We start from the raw sequence: 21,450 nt of genomic DNA, 5'->3' as shown, positions 1-21,450 counted from the left end.
CGCTTACTGCGCCTCCGACTTAATCTTTTCCACTGCCTGGTTGAAGCCGCCGCTGGTGAGTGATGACCCAGCCACCTTCGACACGTTGAGTTGGTCGATGCTCTTGCCGACCACCTGTGCAGCGATACCGCCGGCAAATTCGCCCTGGAATTTGCGGGTGTTTGGATTCGACGGGTGCTGGGTGATCTTGACGTCGGTGACCGTGCCCGAGGCGAGTGTCAGTTCAACGCCCACGGTTTCGGCCCCGTTGGGAGAAACATACGTACCGTCGGCGCTGTAGGCGCCGTCCTTGTAGCCGGAGCCGCTGCTGGCCAGTGAGGAAGATCCCGACGGCGTAGCGGCGGAGCTTTCCGTGGAGCCGCCGCCGGATGATGGGGCGGGCGCACCCTGGGAGGCGGAGGGTGCGCAACCGGCAACTGTTCCAATCAGGGACAGGCCGGCGATTCCAGCAAAAACACTCTTGCGGATTGACGGTCTCATATAGGGGCTCGTTTCGTTGACGGGGTGCTTACGCTGATCTCAACGTCGGAATCAGCGTAATGGTTCATCCTGTGTGGCAGCCGTGCACTTCCTATGAGGCAATGAGGCGGGCGCTGTGAGAGAAAGGCGGCGCGAGCGCTGCTTTCCGGGATTCATCCGGCCGGTCCAAATTCGTCCATGTGGCGGGCCCCGGTAGGCTAGAGGCGTGACTCCCGAAGAACTCTCCCTCGCCATATCCACCTGCCTGAAAGATGCCGTCGCCGCAGGCGAAATCGCCCTTTCCGCATCAGCCGTGCCTGGTGACGTGCGAGTGGAGCGTCCAAAGAACCGGGAACATGGAGATTGGGCCACCAACATCGCACTCCAGCTCGCCAAGCAGGCCGGGACGAATCCCCGGGAGTTCGCCACCATCCTGAGTGCCCGGCTGAAGACGATCGACGGCGTTTCGGCTGTCGACATTGCCGGTCCCGGGTTCCTTAATATCACCGTCGACGCCGCGACAGCCGGCGCGCTGGCGAAGGTCATCGTCGAGGCAGGAACTACGTACGGCACTACTTCCGTGCTGGCCGGCCGTGTTGTCAACATGGAGTTCGTCTCTGCGAATCCCACGGGGCCGCTGCACATCGGCCACACCCGCTGGGCCGCCCTGGGCGATGCGATCGCCCGCGTGCTGCGCGCTTCCGGCGCGGAAGTCACCGCCGAGTACTACATCAACGACGCCGGTTCGCAGATGAATGTTTTCGCCAACTCGGTCTACTCCCGGCTCCACGGACGCCCAGTGCCCGACGGCGGCTACCCCGGACAGTACATCGCGGACCTTGGACACGAGGTGCTCACGGAACACCCGGACATCCGGGAACTCACCGAAGTGGCTGCCATTCCCGTCATTCGTGGGGCCGCCTACAAGGCGCAGATGAAGGATATCCAGTCCACGCTGGCTGACTTCGGCGTCCACTTTGACGTGTACTTCTCCGAACAGGAGCTGCACGACGCCGGCGCGATCGAAAAGGCTGTTGCGCGCCTCCGCGAACAAGGGCATGTTTACGACGACGGCGGTGCGGTGTGGCTGCGCACCACCGACTTCGGGGACGACAAGGACCGGGTGATGATCCGTGCCAACGGGGAACCCACGTACTTCGCTGCCGATGCTGCTTATTACCTGTCCAAGAAGGACCGGGGCTTCACCGAGAAGATCTACCTGCTCGGCGCGGATCACCACGGCTACATCAACCGCCTCAAAGCCATCGCTGCCTGTGCAGGCGATGACCCGGACGTTAATATCGAGGTCCTGATCGGCCAGCTGGTCTCCGTCAACGGAGCCAAGCTGTCCAAGCGCGCCGGCAATATCATCGAGCTCAAGGACCTGATCGACTGGCTGGGCAAGGACGCCGTGCGGTACTCGCTGGCTCGGTTCCCTGCGGACTCGCCGCTGACGCTGGATCCTGATCTGCTCAAGAAGCACAGCAACGAGAACCCGGTGTTTTACGTGCAATACGCCCACGCTCGTTCCCGCGGTGCGGCGCGAAACGCCGTTGCCGCCGGAGTGGACCGGAGCGCCTTCGATGCGGCTCTGCTTGACCATGTCACTGAAAACGAGCTGCTCTCCTACCTCGGGACCTATCCCTCGATTGTGGCCATGGCCGCCGAACTGCGCGAACCGCACCGCGTGGCCCGGCACCTCGAGGCCATCGCAGGCGCCTACCACCGCTGGTATGACGCCTGCCGCGTGGCACCTCAGGGTGAAGAGCCGGTTACCGATGTCAACCGCACCCGGCTGTGGCTCAATGACGCCACGAGCCAGGTGCTGGCCAACGGCCTGGACCTCCTTGGCGTTTCCGCGCCGGAACGGATGTGAGCACCATGTCGGTACAGGCAAACACCGCCGCGTCTCCACTGGCCCCCGAGTGGTTGGCCGTGCCAGCAGACCTGAACGCCCTACAGGAACCTCTATGGGCGGCCGGAGTGCAGCGCAACGACGACGGCGTCCTCGCCGTTGACGGCCTTTCCGTCGCCGCCCTGAAAGAACAGTTCGGGACGCCGCTTTTTGTGATGGACGAGGCAGACTTCCGCGCCCGCGCCCGTTCCTTCAAGGACTCCTTCGACGCCGCCTTCGCTGACATCTGCGGGGGAGTGGACGTTTACTACGCGGGCAAATCCTTCCTCTGCACCGCCGTGGTCAAGTGGGTGGAGGAAGAAGGCCTGCGCCTGGACACCGCGTCCGGCGGCGAACTGGCCGTGGCTGCACGCGCGGGTATTGATGGTGCACGGGTGGCACTGCACGGCAACAACAAGTCAGACGCGGAGATTAACCGCGCCCTCGACATGGAGCTGGGCCGGATCGTGGTGGACAGCCTGGACGAACTGGAGCGCGTTGCAAAAATCGCCTCCGGACGCGGCGAAAAAGCCAAGGTCATGCTCCGGTTGACACCCGGTGTCCACGCCCACACCCACGAGTTCATCGCCACCGCCCATGAGGACCAGAAATTCGGCCTCTCCATGGCCGGGGACTCCACCGATCAGGCAGGTCTCTCCGCAGCCGAGGAGGCCGTGGCAGCGGCTACGAGCTACTCCAGCATCGAACTGCTGGGAGTGCACTGCCACATCGGTTCCCAGATCTTCGAGCCGGACGGCTTTGCCCTGGCCGCCGAGAAGCTCCTTCGCTTCCTTGCCGCGATGCAGGAAAAGTACTCCATTGTGATGCCCGAACTGGACCTGGGCGGCGGCTACGGCATCGCCTACACCCCGGCGGACACCCCCCGCCCGCCAGCGGAGATTGCGCAGGCGATGGCCGCCGTCGTGCGTTCCACTTGTGCGGAACTGGGCATCCGGGCTCCCCGGATTTCCATCGAGCCGGGGCGCGCCATCGTGGGCAGCACCACCTTTACGCTCTACGAAGTCGGCACCCTGAAGACGGTCCGCGTTGACTCGCCGGTGTCCGCAACAGGAAAAACAGCCGAAACGGAAGCCAAAAACGTTACGCATCCGCGCCGCTATGTGTCGGTGGACGGCGGCATGAGCGATAACGCCCGCCCGGTGCTCTACGACGCGGATTATTCGGCGATTCTTGCCTCCCGGACCTCGACGGCGGCTCCACAGCTGTCCCGAGTGGTGGGCAAACATTGCGAGAGCGGCGACATAGTTGTTAGAGATGTATATCTGCCCGAGGACGTGGCAGCCGGTGATCTGCTTGCTGTACCGGGTACCGGCGCCTACTGCTGGGCCCTGTCAAGCAACTACAACTATCTGGCCCGGCCGGGCATTGTCGCGGTGCGCGACGGATCTGCCCGGCTGATTGTCCGCGGGGAAACCGAAGAAGATCTGCTCAACCGCGACATGGGAGTCTGAATGACGGAAATGCGAACCCTGAAGGTAGCCCTGCTGGGCTGTGGCAACGTTGGGGCCCAGGTTGCGCGGATTCTCATTGAGGACGCCGACGCCCTTGCCGCCAGGACCGGCGCACGGCTGCAGCTGAGCGGCATTGCGGTCCGCAATGTCAATACCCGCCGCGACGTGGAGCTGCCGCAGGAACTGTTCACCACCGACGCCGATACCCTGGTTAAGGATGCCGACCTCGTGATCGAGCTGATGGGCGGGATCGAACCCGCCCGCACCCTGATCGTCTCGGCGCTCCGCAACGGGGCCTGCGTTGTCACCGGCAATAAGGCGCTGCTGGCCCAGGACGGCCCCACGCTTTACGAAGAGGCCGACAAAGCGGGTGTCCAGCTGTCCTACGAAGCCGCTGTGGCCGGAGCCATTCCCATCCTGCGGCCCATTCGCGACAGCCTGGCCGGCGACCGCATCACCCGTGTACTGGGTATCGTGAACGGCACCACCAACTTCATCCTGGACCAGATGGACACCACCGGAGCCCAGTTCGCCGACGCCCTCGCGGAGGCACAGCGCCTCGGTTACGCGGAAGCGGACCCGACAGCCGACGTCGAAGGTCACGACGCTGCCGCCAAGGCCGCTATTCTTGCGTCGCTCTCCTTCCACACGCGTTTCGCACTCGGGAACGTGCACTGTGAAGGCATCACTTCCGTCAGCGCTGCGGACATCGCCGCGGCCAAGGACGCCGGCTTTGTCATCAAGCTGTTGGCCATCGCCGAAAAGCTCCCCGCCGCAGGCGCGGAAACAGGCGGCACCGAAGGCGTGTCCGTACGCGTGCATCCCACGCTGCTTCCGCGCGAGCACCCGCTGGCCGCGGTACACGGTGCCTTCAACGCCGTCTTCATCGAGGCGGAGAACGCGGGCGAGCTCATGTTCTACGGCCGGGGCGCCGGCGGCACCCCGACGGCCTCCGCCGTCCTGGGCGACCTCGTCTCGGCGGCCCGCCGCATTGTGCTCGGCGGCCCGGGGCGCACCGAGACCACCACCGGCCACGTTCCGGCGCTGGGCATCGAATCCGCCACCACCAGCTACTACATCGGCCTGGACGTCGCCGACCAGCCGGGCGTGCTTGCCCGCATCGCCCAGCTCTTTGCGGAACACGGCGTGTCCATCGAAATCATGCGGCAGACCATCCACACGGACAGCGCGTCCAACGTGGAATCAGCCGAACTGCGGATCGTCACCCACCGCGCATCAGAGGCCGCCCTTGCGGCCACCGTCGAGGCCGTGAAGGGCCTGGACGTCATCAATTCAGTTACATCCGTTCTGCGGGTAGAAGGAGTCTAAGTGGCTCACCAATGGCGCGGCGTCATCCGCGAATACGCTGACCGTCTGCCCGTGACGGAATCCACCCGGGTCATCAGCCTCGGCGAGGGCGGAACTCCGCTGGTCTATGCGCAGCAGCTCTCGGAACTGACAGGTTCCTCCGTGTACCTGAAGGTTGAGGGGATGAACCCCACGGGCTCCTTCAAGGACCGCGGCATGACCATGGCCATGACGGCAGCCGTTGCCTCGGGCGCCAAGGCCGTAGTGTGCGCTTCGACTGGCAATACCTCCGCCTCCGCCGCGGCCTACGCCACCGCGGCCGGACTGAAGTGTGCGGTACTGGTCCCCGAAGGCAAGATCTCCATGGGCAAGCTGAGCCAGGCGATCGCCCATGGGGCCACGCTGCTCCAGGTGGACGGCAACTTCGACAACTGCCTGGATATTGCCCGGAAGCTGGGGGAGTCCTACCCGGTCTTCCTGGTCAATTCCGTTAACCCGGCGCGTATCCAGGGCCAGAAGACGGGTGCCTTCGAGATTGTCGATGCGCTCGGCGACGCCCCCGACATCCATGTGCTCCCCGTGGGCAACGCCGGAAACATCACTGCGTACTGGAAGGGCTACCGGGAATACTCCGCGCCCTTCGAATCCGAGACCGCCGGAACACTGCCCGCAGTTTCCACGAAGACACCGGTCATGTGGGGCTTCCAGGCCGCCGGCGCCGCGCCGTTCGTGGCCGGCCACCCCATCACCGAACCCGACACCATCGCCACGGCCATCCGGATCGGCAACCCCGCATCGTGGGATGGCGCCATCGCGGCCCGCGACGAGTCCGGCGGCCTCATTGACGCCGTGACGGACGAGCAAATCCTTGATGCCCACCGCTGGCTCTCGGCCCGCGAAGGGGTCTTCGTGGAGCCGGGCTCCGCTGCCGGTGTGGCCGGCTTGCTCAAGAAGCACGCCGCCGGTGAGGTTCCTGCCGGCAAAACCATCGTCATCACCGTCACCGGCCACGGCCTCAAGGATCCCCAGTGGGCCCTGCGCACCGAAGACGGCAGCGAGGTGCAGCCGGTCAAGGTCTCCAACGATGTGGTGACGGTTGCGGCCGAATTGGGACTGGAAGAAAAATAATCGTGAACACCACCTCGCAGACGACCGTGGGGCTGCCCGTTATCGACGCCGGTCAACAGGTGACGGTCAGGGTCCCGGCGACCAGCGCGAACCTGGGACCGGGATACGACAGCCTGGGCCTGGCGCTGGCACTGCACGACACCCTGACGGTGGAAACTCTCCAGACGGACGAATTGCTGTTCGAGCTGAGCGGCGAGGGGGCCGATACCCTTCCAAGGGATGCGAGCCACCTGGTCATCAGAGCCATGGAAGCCGCCTTCGCCCGGCTGGGTTACCGTCACGGCGGCCTGAAGATTACGGCCGAAAACGTCAACCCCCATGGCCGAGGCCTTGGGTCTTCGGCATCAGCCGTGGTGGCCGCTGTTTCGGCGGCCAACGCGCTGGTGCCGCCCCCGGGACGGCGGGACCTGGACTGGATCCTCCAGCTCACCAGTGAGCTGGAGGGGCACCCGGACAACGTCGCGCCCGCAATTTTCGGCGGACTGGCGCTGTCCTGGCAGGACAGTGACCGGTACAGCAGCACCTGCGCGACAGTGCTCGAATCAGTGATCCCCGTGGTGGCCGTGCCCGATTTTGAGCTGTCCACGGAAGCTGCGCGGGCGCTGCTGCCGGCGTCAGTGGGCCACCATGCGGCAGCCATGAACTCCGGCCGCGCCGCCCTCCTGATTCACGCCCTGACGCAGAAACCGGAATTCCTGCACGCTGGTACGGAGGACTACCTCCATCAGAGTTACCGGGCCGAGGCCATGCGCCCCAGCGCAGCCCTGATCACGGCATTGCGGAAAGCCGGCCGCGCCGCAGTGGTTTCCGGCGCCGGACCTACGGTGCTGGTGCTGGCCAACGGCGACGCCGAGGCTACGGAAGTGGCCGAGTTCATCGAAGCGTTCACAGCGGCAAACACGCCGGGTATCGCCTGGCGCGTGATGAAGCTGGCAGTGGACGTCGAAGGTGCTAAGGTGGACTTGCACCGGCGGTAATTCCGCCTATCTGATCTGCAACTGCATTCAGTTGCTAGTTGGTCTCTTACTGCGCAATATTTTCCGGTGCCACCTGCTTGGTCTGTCGCAGGAATCTGCAGCATTTATCTGTCTGCCCCTGAACCGTCAGTCCGGCGTCCCGTTATGACGGAACGTTAGGTGAATCAATATCCGGCCCTGCTGGCCGAAATCCAACCGGCAAGGCCGAAAATCCCGGCTGCAGATCTGAACTGCAGCCCAGATCAAATCATCGCGTCCAGCTCCCAGTCTGGACGCCGTCGAGGGGGAAGGATCCTTCGTGACCGAAACCACTGAGCTGTCTCCAGCTGTGGAACTATCATCTTCTGCTGCCGGATCGTCAACGGCCGCACCCGCTAAGAGCAGCGGCCTTGCCGGCCTGAAGCTCGCCCAGCTGCAGGCACTTGCCAGCCAGCTGGGTATTTCTGGCGGTTCCCGCATGCGCAAGGGGGACTTGGTTTCGGCCATTTCCGCCCACCGCGCCGGCACTCCAGCCACGAAGGCTCCGGCCAAGGTTGCTGAGAAGGCGAGCACAACGCGCACCGCTCCGACGGCCGCCGCACCGGTGGCGGCAGTCGAGGCCTCCGAGGCCCCGGCCGCCGAAGGAACCCGTGCACGCGGCCGCGGCCGCAGCCGCCGTGCCGGAAGCGATGGCGTAGTGACTGGCACCGCTGCAGATTCGGCACCCGCTGAGGCTCCCGCCGTAGCAGCCCCGGCGGCCGCAGCCGCCGAGCCCGGCGAAGCGGCAGCTGACGGCGCCGGCGAGCGTCGCCAGCCGCGCACCCGCAACCGCCGCCGCAGTGAAGTGGCAGCCACGGAACCTCAGGCAGCCGACGCCGTCGAGGCTCCGGCCGAGCAGCCCGTTGCCGAGCAGCGCGGGGCTGAGCGGACCGAGAACCAGCGGACCGAGAACCAGCGCGGGGCCGAGCGGACCGAGAACCAGCGGACCGACGCACAGGGTGCCGAGGCCGCCGACGGCGGCCAGCGTTCCGACCGCCGCGACAGCGGCCGCACCCGTAGCCGTGACAACGGTGCAAGGGACGGCTCTTCCCGCGACACCGCAGTACGCGAAGACTCAGCCCGCGACACCGCAGGCAGCCGCGACGCCGGACAGCGTGAAGGTAACCGCCGCGAGGACACTCGCGAAATCAGCCGAGACGACGACGCGGACGGCGGCAGCCGCCGCAACCGCCGGAACCGGCGCGACCGCAACGACCGCAACGACCGGAATGACCGCTCAGGCGGCCAGGACAGCCGGGACAACAACTCCCGCAACGACCGTTTCCGCGATCGCAACGACCGCCGCCGCGGACGGGCCCAGGGACCCGACGTCGACGACGTCGAGGTCACCGATGACGACGTACTGCTTCCGGTAGCAGGCATCCTGGACGTGCTGGAAAACTATGCGTTCATCCGCACTTCCGGCTACCTGCCGGGCCCGAACGACGTGTACGTCTCACTCGCACAGGTCAAGAAGTACAACCTGCGCAAGGGCGACGCCGTCGTCGGCGCCATCCGGGCCCCTCGTGACGGCGAAGACCGGAGCCAGCAGTCCGCCCGCCAGAAGTTCAACGCCCTGGTCCGCGTCACGTCCGTGAACGGCAAAACCGGTGACGAGCTCAAGGACCGTGTCGAGTTCGCCAAGTTGGTTCCGCTCTACCCGTCCGAGCGCCTGCGCCTGGAGACCGATCCTAAGAAGATCGGCCCCCGTGTCATCGATCTGGTTGCCCCGATCGGCAAGGGCCAGCGTGGCCTGATCGTCTCGCCTCCCAAGGCCGGCAAGACGCTCATCCTGCAGTCCATCGCGAACGCCATCACCACCAACAATCCTGAGGTCCACCTCATGATGGTGCTGGTTGACGAACGCCCCGAAGAAGTCACGGACATGCAGCGCACCGTCAAGGGTGAGGTCATTGCCTCCACCTTCGACCGTCCCGCCGACGACCACACCACCGTGGCCGAGCTCTCCATCGAACGCGCCAAGCGCCTCGTGGAAATGGGCATGGACGTTGTGGTGCTGCTGGACTCCATGACCCGCCTCGGCCGCGCCTACAACCTGGCAGCACCGGCTTCCGGCCGCATCCTGTCCGGTGGTGTCGACTCCGCCGCGCTGTACCCGCCGAAGCGTTTCTTCGGTGCAGCCCGCAACATCGAAAACGGCGGCTCCCTCACGATCCTGGCAACTGCTCTCGTGGAGACGGGTTCCAAGATGGACGAGGTCATCTTCGAGGAGTTCAAGGGCACCGGCAACATGGAGCTCCGCCTCTCCCGCCAGCTCGCCGACAAGCGCATCTTCCCGGCAGTGGACGTCAACGCGTCCGGTACCCGCCGCGAAGAGAACCTGCTTTCGCCTGAGGAAGTCAAGATCATGTGGAAGCTTCGCCGCGTCCTCTCCGGACTCGAAACGCAGCAGAGCCTTGAGCTGCTGACCAACAAGATCCGGGAGACCCAGAGCAACGTCGAGTTCCTCATGCAGGTCCAGAAGACGACGCTTGGTGCGAAGTCGGATAACGACAAGTAGTTTTACGGGGCGGGGTGTCGGTGAGTTCGTGCGGTTGGTGCCGCGCGGATTTCCCGCCCCCGCCCCTTCGTCGTTCGGGGCCGCCGGATATTTTTGCCGGCCCCGCCCCTTCGCGCTGCTGCTGACGTACTGCGTACGTCCGCTGCAGCGCTCCGACAGGCCCGTAAGGGAGATGACGAGGACCCCGACCTGAGCTTGCGAAGGTTGGGAGTCATCGAGTGCTCCCTGGCCGGCAAGAATCCCCGACGGCGGTCGCCCTCGTCACCTACCGCTGTGAGGGTCACTAAACTTACCCACACGGCGTTGAAAGGTTTTGAAAAATGTTTGAGTCCGTACAGGGCCTGCTGGATGAGCATGATGCCATCCAGGCACAGTTGGGGGATCCTACTGTTTATGCTGACCAGCGGCTTGCCCGGAAGCTTGGGCGGCGGTCTGCCCAGCTGAACGGAATTGTGGATGCCTACAACAAGTGGCATGCCATTGAGGATGACTTGGCTGCGGCCAAGGAGATGGCGGGCGAGGATCCGGAGTTTGCCGCCGAGGTGCCTGTGCTGGAGGCTGCCCTCGAGGACGCTGCGGCGAGATTGCGCCGGTTGTTGATTCCGAGGGATCCGGACGATGCCCGCAACGTGATCCTTGAAGTCAAGGGCGGTGAAGGCGGCGACGAGGCTGCACTGTTCGCCGGCGACCTGCTCAGGATGTACACGCGGTACGCGGAATCGCGCGGCTGGAAGACCGAACTCATCTCGGCCACCGAATCCGACCTTGGCGGCTACAAGGACGTGCAGATGGCCGTCAAGGGCAACTCAAACGATCCGGCCGAAGGGGTTTACGCCCGGCTGAAGTTCGAAGGCGGAGTGCACCGCGTCCAGCGCGTTCCCGTGACCGAATCCCAAGGCCGCATCCACACGTCGGCTGCCGGGGTGCTCGTGCTTCCCGAAGTTGATGAGCCCGAAGAGCTCGAGATCAACCAGAACGACCTCAAGATCGATGTCTACCGGTCGTCGGGCCCCGGCGGCCAGTCCGTCAACACCACGGACTCCGCCGTGCGCATCACACACCTCCCCACGGGCATCGTCGTTGCCATGCAGAACGAAAAGTCCCAGCTGCAGAACCGCGAAGCGGGAATGCGTGTCCTGCGGGCCCGCATCCTTGCCCACCAGCAGGAGCAGATCGACGCCGAGAACTCGGCCCAGCGGAAGTCCCAGATCCGGACCATGGACCGCTCGGAACGCATCCGCACCTACAACTACCCCGAAAACCGGATCGCCGACCACCGTACCGGGTACAAGGCGTACAACCTGGACCAGGTCATGAACGGCGACCTGGAACCGGTGATCCAGTCCGCCATCGAGATGGACGAACAGGCACGCCTGGACGCCATCGGCGAATAGCCGCCGGATTCAGATGACAACCATGTCGGGGCAGTCCCTGGCGGCTGCCGTCAGCGAGGCCACGGCCCTCCTCCGGGATGCCGGGGTTCCCAGTCCGCGCGTTGACGCCGAGCTGCTGGCGGATCACCTGCTGGGCGTAGGCCTTGGCAGGTTGCGGGCCCTCATGCTGGGCGACGCGCCGGCCCCTGAGGGATACGCCGAGCTCGTTGCCGAGCGGGCCCGGCGGATTCCGCTGCAGCACATCACCGGGGTGGCACATTTCCGTTACCTCAAGCTCGCCGTGGGGCCCGGCGTCTTCATCCCACGCCCCGAAACGGAGTCGGTGGTCCAGCTCGTCATCGACCACATCAAAGGGATGATCCACCCAAGGATCGTTGATCTGGGCACCGGCTCGGGGGCGATCGCCGGTTCAATCGCCCTCGAGGTGCCCTGCGCCGAAGTCCACGCAGTGGAGTACAGCGCGTTTGCCCACGCCTGGGCCACGAAGAACCTGGCGCCCCTGGGCGTCCACCTTGTGCTGGGGGACCTGCGGAACGCCCTTCCGGAACTCAACGGAACGTTCGACGTCGTCGTTTCCAACCCGCCCTACATCCCCGCGGAAGCAGTCCCGAACGAGCCGGAAGTTGCCCTGCACGATCCGCCGGAGGCACTATATGGCGGGGGAGCGGACGGCATGGACCTTCCGACGGCGGCAGCCGCCTCAGCTGCCCGGCTCCTGATGCCCGGGGGCTACTTCGTCATGGAGCACGCCGAAGTGCAGGCTACATGGATCGCCGCAATGATGAAGCGGACCGGTGTTTGGACCGGGATCGCTACCCACCTGGATCTCAACGGCAAGGAACGCGCCACCAGCGCCGTGCTTGCCGGTCCGGACCACGAGTGATGAAAGAATAGGCCAGTGACCACAACCTACGACTGCACGTCCGACGACCAGCGCGCCCTGGGCCTGGAGCATGCCCAGCGGGCCATCAGCGAAAAGAAGTGCGTGGTATTCCCGACCGACACGGTGTACGGGATCGCCGCAGACGCATTCTCACCGCAGGCCGTCACCATGCTGCTGGTCTCCAAGGGACGCAGCCGCACTATGCCGCCGCCGGTGCTCATTCCCCGGCTCAACGCCCTGGACGGACTCGCTACTGACGTTTCCGCTGACGCCCGGAAGCTCGCAGAGGCCTTCTGGCCCGGGGGGCTGACCCTGATCCTGCATGCCCAGCCATCGTTGGACTGGGACCTCGGCGAGACCAAGGGAACGGTGGCGCTGCGCATGCCGGCGGACGAGGTAGCCCAGGAATTGCTTACCCTCACGGGGCCACTGGCTGTGTCGTCGGCAAACCGGACAGGCCAGGCGCCGGCCCAGACCGCTGAGGAGGCACGCTCGCAACTTGCCGAATCAGTCGAGGTCTACCTCGAAGGCGGTTTCCGCCCGGTCGGAGGAGCCGACGCGGTGCCCTCCACTATCGTGGACGCCACCGGTCCCCACCTGCGCGTGGTCCGCAACGGCGCCGTGACGCTGACGCAATTGCGTGAGCACGTTCCGGGTGTGCTGGGGCTGGGCGAAGTGCCGATGGCCGAAGAACCGGCGATCGAAGAGCCGGCAGCGGAAGAGCCTGCGGCCGAAGAGCCTGCAGCGGAACCTGCCGCCGAAGAGCCTGCAGCGGAACCTGCCGCCGAAGAGCCTGCAGCGGAACCTGCTGTCCCTGAAGGGACCACCCCCGAAACTCCCACCGCTGACAGTAACGCGACAACCGCCGTCGATGATTCACCGAGGAACTGACATGCAGCCCAAAGTCGCCGTCGCGGCAGTAACCTTTGACCGCCACGAGGAACTGGCCCTGCTGCTTAGCGGGCTGGCGGCCCAGACGGCGGCCATCCACAGCATCGCCCTGGTGGACTCGGGAACGGTGCCGGCTACGGAGGTAGTGAGCGCGGGCGGGGATAACATCAACTACCTGCGCTCCGAGGCCAACCTCGGGGGTGCCGGCGGCTTCGCCTATGCCATCATGGCCGCGATGGCCAGCGGAGCTGAGTGGATCTGGCTGATGGACGACGACGGCCATCCCGAGGATGGCAGCTGCCTGGCGGAACTGCTCAAGGCCGCCGAAGAGCACAGCCTCGATATCGTGAGCCCTCTCGTGGCCTCCACTGCTGACCCAAACCGGCTCTCATTCAACTTCCGGATCAACGGCCTCCTGACCAACGACCGGTCCCGGCTGGCGCCGATGGGCTACCTCCCGGATATGGTTCACTTCTTCAACGGCGCCCTGATCCGCACCGAAGTCTTCTACAAAATAGGAATCCCGGACGTCAAGTTCTTCATCCGCGGTGACGAAGTGGATTTCCTCTCCCGGGTCAAGAAGGCCGGCCTCAAATACGGCACGCTGGCCACCGTGGCCGTGCAGCACCCAGCCACCTGGACGGAGATGAAATCCGTGTTCGGCGGGTTCATCACCCCCGTCATCCCGGAGGGCGAGTTCAAGCGCTACTGCTACTTCCGCAACCGGGGCTACCTCACGCGGAAGTACCGTAACCTGCGCTGGTTCAGTGCTGACATCGTCGGTTTCCCGTACTACTTCCTGAAGACCGGTGACCTTAAGGGACTGGCACACTGGTTCCGGGCGTATTCCACTGGCTTCCGCGGCAGGGGCTTCGGCTCTCCCGCACGACTGATGTCCAGCGGCAGCTAGCCCGCCGTGGAAAACCTGTTCGCCGTCGTCGTCACGTACAACCGTGCTGACTTCCTGCAGAGTCTGCTGGATTCCTTTAGCTGCCTGGACACGCGTCCCGAGGGGATCATCGTCGTGGACAACGCCAGCAGCGACCACACCGCCGACGTCGCTTCCCGGGCCATTGCAGCCGGCGACCTGCCCATCCGTTACGAACGGCTCCAGGAGAACCTGGGCGGTTCCGGCGGGTTCTCCCGCGGCGTCGAGCTTGCTCTCGAAGCCGGCGCCGGATGGCTGTGGCTGATGGACGACGATGTGGAGGTACTGCCGCGGGCGGTGGACGAACTGGACCGCTTCACGTCCGACTACTCCTGCATGATCGGACGCCGCTACGACGCCAACGGCAGCCCGTTCTTCTGGCAGCACCATTTTGTCGAGGCACTCGGCATTTTCCTCCCGGTCTCACGGGATGTCTTCAGGCATTCCGATGTGTTCCGGACCAACGTGGGCAACTTCGAAGGAATGCTGATGAAGGCTCCGGTGGCCCGGTCTATCGGGCTGCCTGATCCACGCTTCTTCATCACCTGGGACGACCTGATCTACGGCTGGCTGGCCGCCCAAAAGACGCCGGTTGTCTACGTCAACGCGTTCGTCATCCGAAAGGTCCGCGCCCAGCGCCAGGTGGACCTCGGACTGCGGCACCTGAATGACTCCAGTGACCTCAGCCGACGCTACGTCATGCGGAACCGTGGCCACGTGGCCCAGTATCTTCGTGCCTACGGCAAATTCAACCGAATCGGGTTCGGAGTGGGGACGGCCCTGACGTTCCTGAAGGAAATGGTCCGCCTGGGACTGGTCGAACGAACCCTGAAGGGGTCCGGTGCCTTGTGGCGCGGCTGGCGGGAATCGCGCGCCATCCTCTCCGACCAGGGCTGGGAACCCATGCCGCCGGTGCCTGCGCCGGTAGGCCGGACGCCGCCGAACAGCCCGCCGGAGAGGGATGAAAGGGCATAATATGCGTCCGCCCGCGGCCCCCGTACCCGATAACCGCGTTGATTGCGATTAGTATCGTTTTAGGGCCCCGGTGCTGTCCGACAGTTGCGCGGTGGGGTAGTTCTTGAAACAGGCGCATGGCCGCCGTGGTAGTGGAAGTCGGTTGCAATCTCTGTTGACTACGAAATCTGAAGCGCGCGAACCCGCAGCAGTGCGGGACGAGAAGCCCCTCCTCTGGATCTGGATCCAGCTGTTCTTCGACTCCATGTCCTGGACCGTGGCGATCGTCCTGGCGCTGCTGCTGCGCTACGAACTGGGAATCCGCGCAGACCAGTTCGCCGGAGCCATGGTCATCGCCGCAATTGCCGTGGTTGTCCAGGCTTTGGCCGGTTACACCCTCGCGCTGTACCGGGGCAGGCACCCCTTCGGCAGTTTCCAGGAAGCCAGGGCCCTTGTTTTTGTTACCGTGATTGTGGCCGCCTCGATCACCGTGAGCCTGCTGGTGCTCTACGCAGAAATCGGAATCGGCCGCAGCGTCGGCCTCATCGCCTTTCCCTTTGCCTGCCTGTTCATGGGCGCCGCCCGTTACGTCAAGCGGCTCTATGTCGAGGGCAAGTCCCGGCCCGGAGACGGCGCCCAGAACACCCTGATCTACGGGGCGGGCTTCCTCGGTAATTCCCTCCTGACCCGGATGATGCAGGACCCCGATTCGCCGTATGTCCCCGTGGGCCTGATCGACGACGACCCCTCCAAGAAGCACCTGAGGCTGACCGGAGTGCAGGTCCTCGGCCGGGGAGACGATCTTCCGGCCATCATCCGCCGGACGCACGCTACCGTTTTGGTCCTGGCCTTCGCCCATGTGGAGGCGTCCGTCGTGCGCCGGATCTCCGACGCCGTTGCCGGTCTGAACGTCAGGGTGCTGGTGCTTCCCCCGTTGAGGGACATGCTTGGCGGCGGTGCCCCTGACGGGTTCTCCGATTTCCGTGACGTCGCCGTCGAAGACCTGATCGGCCGCCGGCCCGTGGACATTAAGGTCGATGAAATAGCCGGCTACATCAAAGGCAAGCGGGTGCTGGTCACGGGGGCCGGCGGATCCATCGGCTCCGAACTCTGCCGCCAGATCGTCCAGTTCTCACCCGCGGAACTGATCATGCTCGATCACGACGAAACCGGCCTGCAGCAAACCCAGATCTCCATCACCGGCCGCGGTCTGCTCGCCGGCCGCGACACGGTCCTTGCCAACATCCGCGACGAGGCAGCCCTGCGGGACATCTTCATGGACCGCTGCCCCGAGGTTGTCTTCCACGCTGCTGCCCTAAAGCACGCACCGCTGCTCCAGCAATATCCGGTCGAGGCCTGGAAAACCAACGTCTGCGGTACGCTCAATGTCCTTCGGGCCGCTGAAGGCGCAGGCGTTTCACATTTCGTCAACATTTCCACGGATAAGGCCGCCAACCCCACAACGGCCCTTGGCCATTCGAAGCGCGTCGCCGAGAAGCTGACCGCGTGGATGGCCGGGCAGACCGGCCGCAAGTTTGTCTCCGTCCGCTTCGGCAACGTGATGGGCAGCCGCGGCTCGATGCTGCCGCTCTTCACCGAACAGATCCGCGTCGGCGGACCCGTCACCGTCACCGATCCTGAGGTGACGCGGTTCTTTATGACGATTCCCGAAGCCTGCCAACTGGTGATCCAGGCCGGAGCGATTGGCACCGGCGGCGAAGTCCTGATTTTGGACATGGGCGAGCCGGTGAAGATCCTGGACGTGGCCCAGCGCATGATCGCCATGTCCGGCAAGAAGGTGGAGATCATCTATACCGGGCTGCGGCCGGGGGAGAAGCTGCATGAGGAGCTCGTGGGCAACGGAGAGCTGGACGGGCGGCCCCTGCACGCGAAGATCTCCCACACCAGGGCATCCGAACAGGATCCGGCCGAGCTAAACCTCGACGTCTGGCTCGCCCGCTGCGAAGCCGAACAGGGCGCCTACATCGCTGACATCCCAGACGACGAGGCTGATGAGTCCGGCGATATCAGGGTGGCGTCATGATGCCGCTTGCCCTCGCGGCCGGGATCACCCTGCTTGCCAGCCTGCTGCTTCCCCTGGCCATCAAGCCGTGGCTGGTCCGGATGGGGGTCGTCGACGTCCCGTCCGCCCGGTCATCCCATGGCAAGACGACCATTCGCGGCATGGGCGTGGCCACCGCGCTGGCCACCGCCGTCGGCTATCTTGCCGCAGTATTCCTGGGTGCCGTCACGGTGGACCGTTCCGTCTTCGCCGTGGTCCTCGGGCTCATTGTCGCGAGTGCCGCCGTGGGCTGGATCGAGGATCTCCGGGGCCTTTCCATCCGTGGCCGTGCCGCCGCGCAATTGGGGATCGGTGCCGTGGGCTCCGCCGGACTGCTGCTGCTGACCGCCCAGTCCTTCTGGTGGCTGCCGCTGGCGGCCGTCGCCATCGCCGCCTACGTCAACATTGCCAACTTCATGGACGGCATCAACGGGATTTCCGGCTTGCACGGTGTGACCGCAGGCTCCGCCTATGCTGTGGCAGGAGCACTTGCCGGGCAACCCTGGCTCACCGCCGGCGGAGCGGTGCTGGCGATGGCCTTCCTTGGCTTCCTGCCCTGGAACCTCGGCCGTGGAACGGTGTTCCTGGGCGACGTGGGCAGCTACCTCCTCGGCGCATCGGTCGCAGCCCTTGCCGTTGCGGGCTTCCTGAGCGGAGTCTATGTTGAATACGTGCTTTCGCCGATCCTGGTCTATGTCGCTGACACGGGTTTCACACTGCTGCGCAGGATCAAAGCGGGGGAGCGTTGGTACGCGTCCCATCGCGAGCACGTCTACCAGCGGCTGACCGACGTAGGATTCTCACACCTGCAATCCGCTGCCGTGGTCACGCTTTGCACCGTCATCGTCATTGTTCTTGGCTTCATCGCCGCCACAGCCACCCTGCCAACTGTGGCTCTCTGCGTGGCCGGGAGCGTTGCCGTGCTGGGCCTTTACGTGGCGTCCCCGGCCTTGATCCGGCGCTTCCGGCGCCGTATGAAGGTCACCCGGGCCCCCGTGGCCTAGCCGTGTTCTATCTCGTGTAGAATTTAGGGGCAGCCACAGCTGCCCTCCACCCCGCCCTCCCCAGGCACCGACGATTGGGATCTCATGACCTCCAACGCCGACTCCGGACATGTGTCCGGCAACGGACCCGTTGGCGTTTCTGGTCCCACCCGGTCCTTGTGGCTCCGGCTGCTGCTGCTCAGTTCAGCCGCGGGAGCGGGGGCGATCATTCTGACCGGCGTTCCGGCCGTGATCCTGAACGGACCCGAGGGGGTCCTGTCCAGTACATTCGGCGGCGTGCTGGTGATGCTCTTCTTTGCGATCAGCCTCCTGGTGTGTCACTTCATCGGCCGCAACAACCCTTCCGGTGCCATCGGCATGTTCGTGGCCACGTACTTCGTCAAGGTCGTAGGTTTCGCGGTGGTACTTTTTGTGGTCGGTGCGCCTGCGTGGCTTCACGGCCGGTGGTTCGTGATAGGCGCGGTGGCCACCGTAGTCCTGTGGCAGGCCGCAGAGATCTACGGATTCAGCAAAGCGCGTCTCCAGATTTACAACGACCCCGAAGCCAAGGAACCGCGCGATGTCTGAACGGAAGCGCTCCGGCAAAAGTGGTTCCGGCAGGTTGTCAGGAACCGGTTCCGCACCAGGCGTGTCGGCGGAAAACAGCGACGGCGGATACAACGCCGGGATGGCCGTCTTCAGCTACATAATTGGCGGAATCATCGTCTGGAGTTTGATAGGGTGGGGTCTGGATAATCTGTGGGGATCCCGCTGGATCGTGCTCGCAGGCGCTCTGCTTGGAGCTGCCGGAGGATTTTATCTTTCCCACATGCACGGCCTTACCAGTCAAAGAAACACAGCCGGTAAGAGCGGCGCGGACGACAGCGGCCCGTCCGCGGACGGAAACACTGATGCCAAATAATTTCACACGGGGAACAGCGGAGCGCAAATCCGCGGATCCCCAACCAACGCCCAATGATGGACACTGCAGAGAGGAAACGCGTTGATCGCGCTTGCGCTCCCGGCCCAAGATTCAGGAGAGTTCAATCCTCCTGGAATTGAACAATTGCACCTGCCGGCTATCCTGCCGTGGGGGGTGGCAGACGGATTCTCCAAGCAGATGCTGCTGGTAATCCTGTCAGTCGTCATTATCGCCACATTCTTTCTGCTAGCTGCACGGAAGCAGCAGCTTGTCCCCGGCAAGCTCCAGTTCGCTGGTGAAATGGCTTATGGCTTTGTGCGTAACAGCATCGCCAAGGACATTATCGGCGGCAAGGACTTCATGAAGTACGTCCCGCTGTTGTTCAGCCTCTTCTTCTTCATCCTGGTGAACAACATTTACGGCGCCATCCCCGTCATCCAGCTTCCGAGCTTCTCGCATGTCGGCGGTGCCTATGTCCTCGCGGGCATCGTGTACGTCACCTGGATTGCCATTGGCGTCAAGAAGAACGGCATTAAGTACTTCAAGCTCGCCACAGTTCCGTCCGGTGTCCCGTTCTACATCCTCCCGATCGTGATCCCGATCGAGATCATCTCGAACTTCCTGGTCCGGCCTGTTACACACAGCCTCCGTCTGTTCGCCACCATGCTGGCCGGACACCTGATTGTCATGATCGCCGGATCCGGCATTGAGTTCCTGGTCATGCAGGAAAACGTTCTGCTCAAGGGCGCCTCAGTGCTGGTCCTGGGCGGTTCGCTCGCTATGTACATGCTCGAGGCGCTGATTATGGCCCTGCAGGCGTACGTCTTTACGCTGCTGACCGCCATCTACATCGAAGGCGCCCTGCACGCGGACAGCCACTAGGCACCCACAAACTTCCCCTCACGGGGATGAAGCAACCCAAACAACCTGCCACGAAGTTGGCATCTTGAAAGGAAGAAAAATGGAAGGCTCCATCAACGGCTCCCTCAACCTCATCGGCTACGGCCTGTCCGCAATCGGCGGTGGTATCGGTGTGGGTCTCGTGTTCGCCGCCTACATCAACGGTGTGGCACGTCAGCCGGAAGCCCAGCGCGTCCTGCAGCCGATCGCATTCCTCGGCCTCGCGCTGACTGAAGCCCTCGCCATCCTGGGCCTGGTCTTCGCTTTCGTTCTCAAGTAAACCTTCAGAACCTAGCGACCATCCAGAACCGAGTAGATAAGGACGGGTGAAATATGAATCAGCTGATCATCTCAGCCGCCGCTGAAGGGGATACCAACCCCCTCATTCCCAACATCTGGGAAATGTTTGTCGTCCTCGTGGGCTTTGCCGTCCTCATGTTCATCGTGGTCAAGTTCGTTGTCCCGATGTTCGAGAAGACGTTCGCGGAGCGTGCCGAGGCCATTGAAGGCGGCATTGCCAAGGCCGAAAAGGCACAGGCAGAGGCATCTGCTGCCCTCGAAGAGTACAAGCAGCAGCTCACGGATGCCCGCGCGGAAGCCAACCGCATCCGCGAGGAAGCACGTGGTGAAGGCGCACAGATCCTTGCCGATCTGAAGGAAAAGGCGGCTGCAGAGTCTGCCCGTATCACCGCCCAGGCACACGTGCAGATCGAATCGGAGCGCCAGGCGGCAGTAGTGTCCCTGCGATCCGAGGTCGGAACCCTTGCCACTACCCTGGCAGGGCGCATCGTTGGTGAAGCGCTGAACGATGACGAGCGCGCCGCCCGTGTGGTCGACCGCTTCCTGGCAGATCTGGAGTCCCAGAACGCAGGTGCAGCTAAATAATGGCAGGTGTATCGAGCGAATCGCTGACCACGGCGCTGACCGCACTGGAAGCCAAGCTTCCAACGGCCTCGCTGCAGTTGGCCAAGGAACTCTTCGGAATCCTGGGAACGGTGGACAGCTCGGCTGGCTTGCGCCGCGCCCTGACTGACCCGTCCCGCAGCGGTGACGAAAAGTCGGCGCTGGTCAAGCAGCTGGTTGGCGGGAAAGTCTCCGCTGATGCTGCGGAAATCGCGGGCGGACTGGCCAGCTCACGCTGGGCATCGGCTCGAGATATCGGCGATGCACTCGAGACTCTTGCCGCGACGGTCGTTATTGCCGTTGCTGAAAACAAGTCGGCCGTTTCTGCCTCCGGAATCTCTGGACTGGAAGAGCTGGAGAACGATCTTTTTTCCTTCAACCAGACCGTTGCCTCAAGCCATGAGGCACAGAGTGCTCTGTCTGAGCCGCAGGCCAGTGCTGCAGCAAAGGTCGCACTGGCCGAAAAGCTGGTGCCCGGTGCAAGCGAGGAAGCAAAGGTCCTCGTTGGCCAGGCAGTTTCCCAGCCCCGCGGCATCAAGCCCACGAGGTTGGTGACACGGTTCGCCGAGCTCGCAGCCAAACGGCAGCAGCGCTGGATTGCAACAGTGAGTGTTACCCGTCCGTTGACGGCGACACAGCTCAGCCGCCTTCAGACGGGACTGAACTCGCTGTACGGGCGTGAGCTCAAGGTCAACCTCAATGTTGATCCTGCACTGATCGGTGGAATCCGGGTCCAGGTGGGTGATGAAGTGCTTGACGCTTCAGTTGTCACCAGGCTGGGCCAGCTTCACCGCCAACTGGCCGGTTAGCCGGACAAGCACAACTTAACTGATAGAAACCCCGGTCATCGTGA

The 21,450-nt window shown here is 64.1% G+C and carries 20 protein-coding genes; 19 read left to right on the top strand and 1 reads right to left on the bottom strand.

The features are described 5' to 3' along the window. Nucleotides 1-3 precede the first annotated feature (3 nt). On the bottom strand, nucleotides 4-480 hold the full coding sequence (locus J7E83_RS06570; protein ID WP_214960166.1) for an FMN-binding protein: 477 nt from the start codon (nucleotides 478-480) through the stop codon (nucleotides 4-6). A 205-nt stretch (nucleotides 481-685) separates the two neighbouring features. Between J7E83_RS06570 and argS the strand changes: the two genes are divergently transcribed. From argS to J7E83_RS06475, 19 genes are all read left to right on the top strand, one after another. Continuing rightward, the gene (argS, locus tag J7E83_RS06565; RefSeq protein ID WP_214960164.1) at nucleotides 686-2,335 is read left to right on the top strand and encodes an arginine--tRNA ligase; all 1,650 of its coding nucleotides are present in this window, start codon (nucleotides 686-688) and stop codon (nucleotides 2,333-2,335) included. A 5-nt stretch (nucleotides 2,336-2,340) separates the two neighbouring features. Next, a complete protein-coding gene (gene lysA / locus J7E83_RS06560) occupies nucleotides 2,341-3,825 on the top strand; it encodes a diaminopimelate decarboxylase (RefSeq protein ID WP_214960162.1) in 1,485 nt (494 codons plus the stop codon). Further along, a complete protein-coding gene (locus tag J7E83_RS06555) occupies nucleotides 3,826-5,154 on the top strand; it encodes a homoserine dehydrogenase (RefSeq protein ID WP_214960160.1) in 1,329 nt (442 codons plus the stop codon). It abuts the gene before it with no gap. Then, the gene (gene thrC, locus J7E83_RS06550) at nucleotides 5,155-6,261 is read left to right on the top strand and encodes a threonine synthase (protein WP_214960159.1); all 1,107 of its coding nucleotides are present in this window, start codon (nucleotides 5,155-5,157) and stop codon (nucleotides 6,259-6,261) included. It abuts the gene before it with no gap. Nucleotides 6,262-6,263: 2 nt separating this feature from the next. Continuing rightward, nucleotides 6,264-7,238, top strand: coding sequence for a homoserine kinase (thrB, locus tag J7E83_RS06545; RefSeq protein ID WP_214960157.1), 975 nt, complete (start codon nucleotides 6,264-6,266; stop codon nucleotides 7,236-7,238). A gap of 298 nt (nucleotides 7,239-7,536) precedes the next feature. Next, entirely contained in the window at nucleotides 7,537-9,777 is a 2,241-nt protein-coding gene (rho, locus tag J7E83_RS06540; protein ID WP_214960155.1) for a transcription termination factor Rho, read from the top strand. Nucleotides 9,778-10,097: 320 nt separating this feature from the next. Next, nucleotides 10,098-11,171: a peptide chain release factor 1 gene (gene prfA / locus J7E83_RS06535; protein WP_214960153.1), complete on the top strand. Its 1,074-nt coding sequence runs from the start codon at nucleotides 10,098-10,100 to the stop codon at nucleotides 11,169-11,171. 13 nt (nucleotides 11,172-11,184) lie between these two features. Continuing rightward, nucleotides 11,185-12,054, top strand: coding sequence for a peptide chain release factor N(5)-glutamine methyltransferase (gene prmC, locus J7E83_RS06530; protein ID WP_214960137.1), 870 nt, complete (start codon nucleotides 11,185-11,187; stop codon nucleotides 12,052-12,054). Between the two features lie 15 nt (nucleotides 12,055-12,069). Then, the gene (locus tag J7E83_RS06525; RefSeq protein ID WP_311379590.1) at nucleotides 12,070-12,945 is read left to right on the top strand and encodes an L-threonylcarbamoyladenylate synthase; all 876 of its coding nucleotides are present in this window, start codon (nucleotides 12,070-12,072) and stop codon (nucleotides 12,943-12,945) included. Between the two features lies 1 nt (nucleotide 12,946). Beyond that, nucleotides 12,947-13,855 carry a glycosyltransferase gene (locus J7E83_RS06520; RefSeq protein WP_214960135.1) on the top strand — a complete coding sequence of 303 codons (909 nt, stop codon included), beginning with the start codon at nucleotides 12,947-12,949 and terminating at the stop codon, nucleotides 13,853-13,855. Nucleotides 13,856-13,861: 6 nt separating this feature from the next. Next, nucleotides 13,862-14,848: a glycosyltransferase gene (locus tag J7E83_RS06515; protein WP_214960133.1), complete on the top strand. Its 987-nt coding sequence runs from the start codon at nucleotides 13,862-13,864 to the stop codon at nucleotides 14,846-14,848. A gap of 154 nt (nucleotides 14,849-15,002) precedes the next feature. Next, nucleotides 15,003-16,871, top strand: coding sequence for a nucleoside-diphosphate sugar epimerase/dehydratase (locus J7E83_RS06510; protein ID WP_214960131.1), 1,869 nt, complete (start codon nucleotides 15,003-15,005; stop codon nucleotides 16,869-16,871). Then, a complete protein-coding gene (locus tag J7E83_RS06505; protein WP_214960129.1) occupies nucleotides 16,868-17,893 on the top strand; it encodes a glycosyltransferase family 4 protein in 1,026 nt (341 codons plus the stop codon). The genes J7E83_RS06510 and J7E83_RS06505 overlap by 4 nt, the downstream gene beginning before the upstream one ends. Nucleotides 17,894-17,977: 84 nt before the next feature. Continuing rightward, nucleotides 17,978-18,460 carry a hypothetical protein gene (locus J7E83_RS06500; protein WP_214960127.1) on the top strand — a complete coding sequence of 161 codons (483 nt, stop codon included), beginning with the start codon at nucleotides 17,978-17,980 and terminating at the stop codon, nucleotides 18,458-18,460. Next, complete coding sequence (locus tag J7E83_RS06495; protein ID WP_214960125.1) at nucleotides 18,453-18,794, top strand: hypothetical protein; 342 nt, start codon at nucleotides 18,453-18,455, stop codon at nucleotides 18,792-18,794. Before J7E83_RS06500 ends, J7E83_RS06495 begins: the two co-directional genes overlap by 8 nt. Before the next feature lie 81 nt (nucleotides 18,795-18,875). Further along, a complete protein-coding gene (atpB, locus tag J7E83_RS06490; protein ID WP_214960123.1) occupies nucleotides 18,876-19,676 on the top strand; it encodes a F0F1 ATP synthase subunit A in 801 nt (266 codons plus the stop codon). Nucleotides 19,677-19,755: 79 nt separating this feature from the next. Beyond that, the gene (atpE, locus tag J7E83_RS06485) at nucleotides 19,756-19,974 is read left to right on the top strand and encodes an ATP synthase F0 subunit C (RefSeq protein ID WP_003804776.1); all 219 of its coding nucleotides are present in this window, start codon (nucleotides 19,756-19,758) and stop codon (nucleotides 19,972-19,974) included. A 53-nt stretch (nucleotides 19,975-20,027) separates the two neighbouring features. Beyond that, nucleotides 20,028-20,579, top strand: a complete 552-nt coding sequence (locus J7E83_RS06480; protein WP_214960121.1) for a F0F1 ATP synthase subunit B — start codon at nucleotides 20,028-20,030, stop codon at nucleotides 20,577-20,579. Continuing rightward, complete coding sequence (locus J7E83_RS06475) at nucleotides 20,579-21,406, top strand: F0F1 ATP synthase subunit delta (RefSeq protein WP_214960119.1); 828 nt, start codon at nucleotides 20,579-20,581, stop codon at nucleotides 21,404-21,406. Before J7E83_RS06480 ends, J7E83_RS06475 begins: the two co-directional genes overlap by 1 nt. Nucleotides 21,407-21,450: the final 44 nt, after the last annotated feature.

The organism is Arthrobacter sp. ISL-48 (genome assembly GCF_018613805.1).
Taxonomy (GTDB): Bacteria; Actinomycetota; Actinomycetes; order Actinomycetales; family Micrococcaceae; genus Arthrobacter.
Note: the sequence above shows the minus strand (reverse complement) of the source record. Positions and strands in the feature narration are given on the sequence as shown.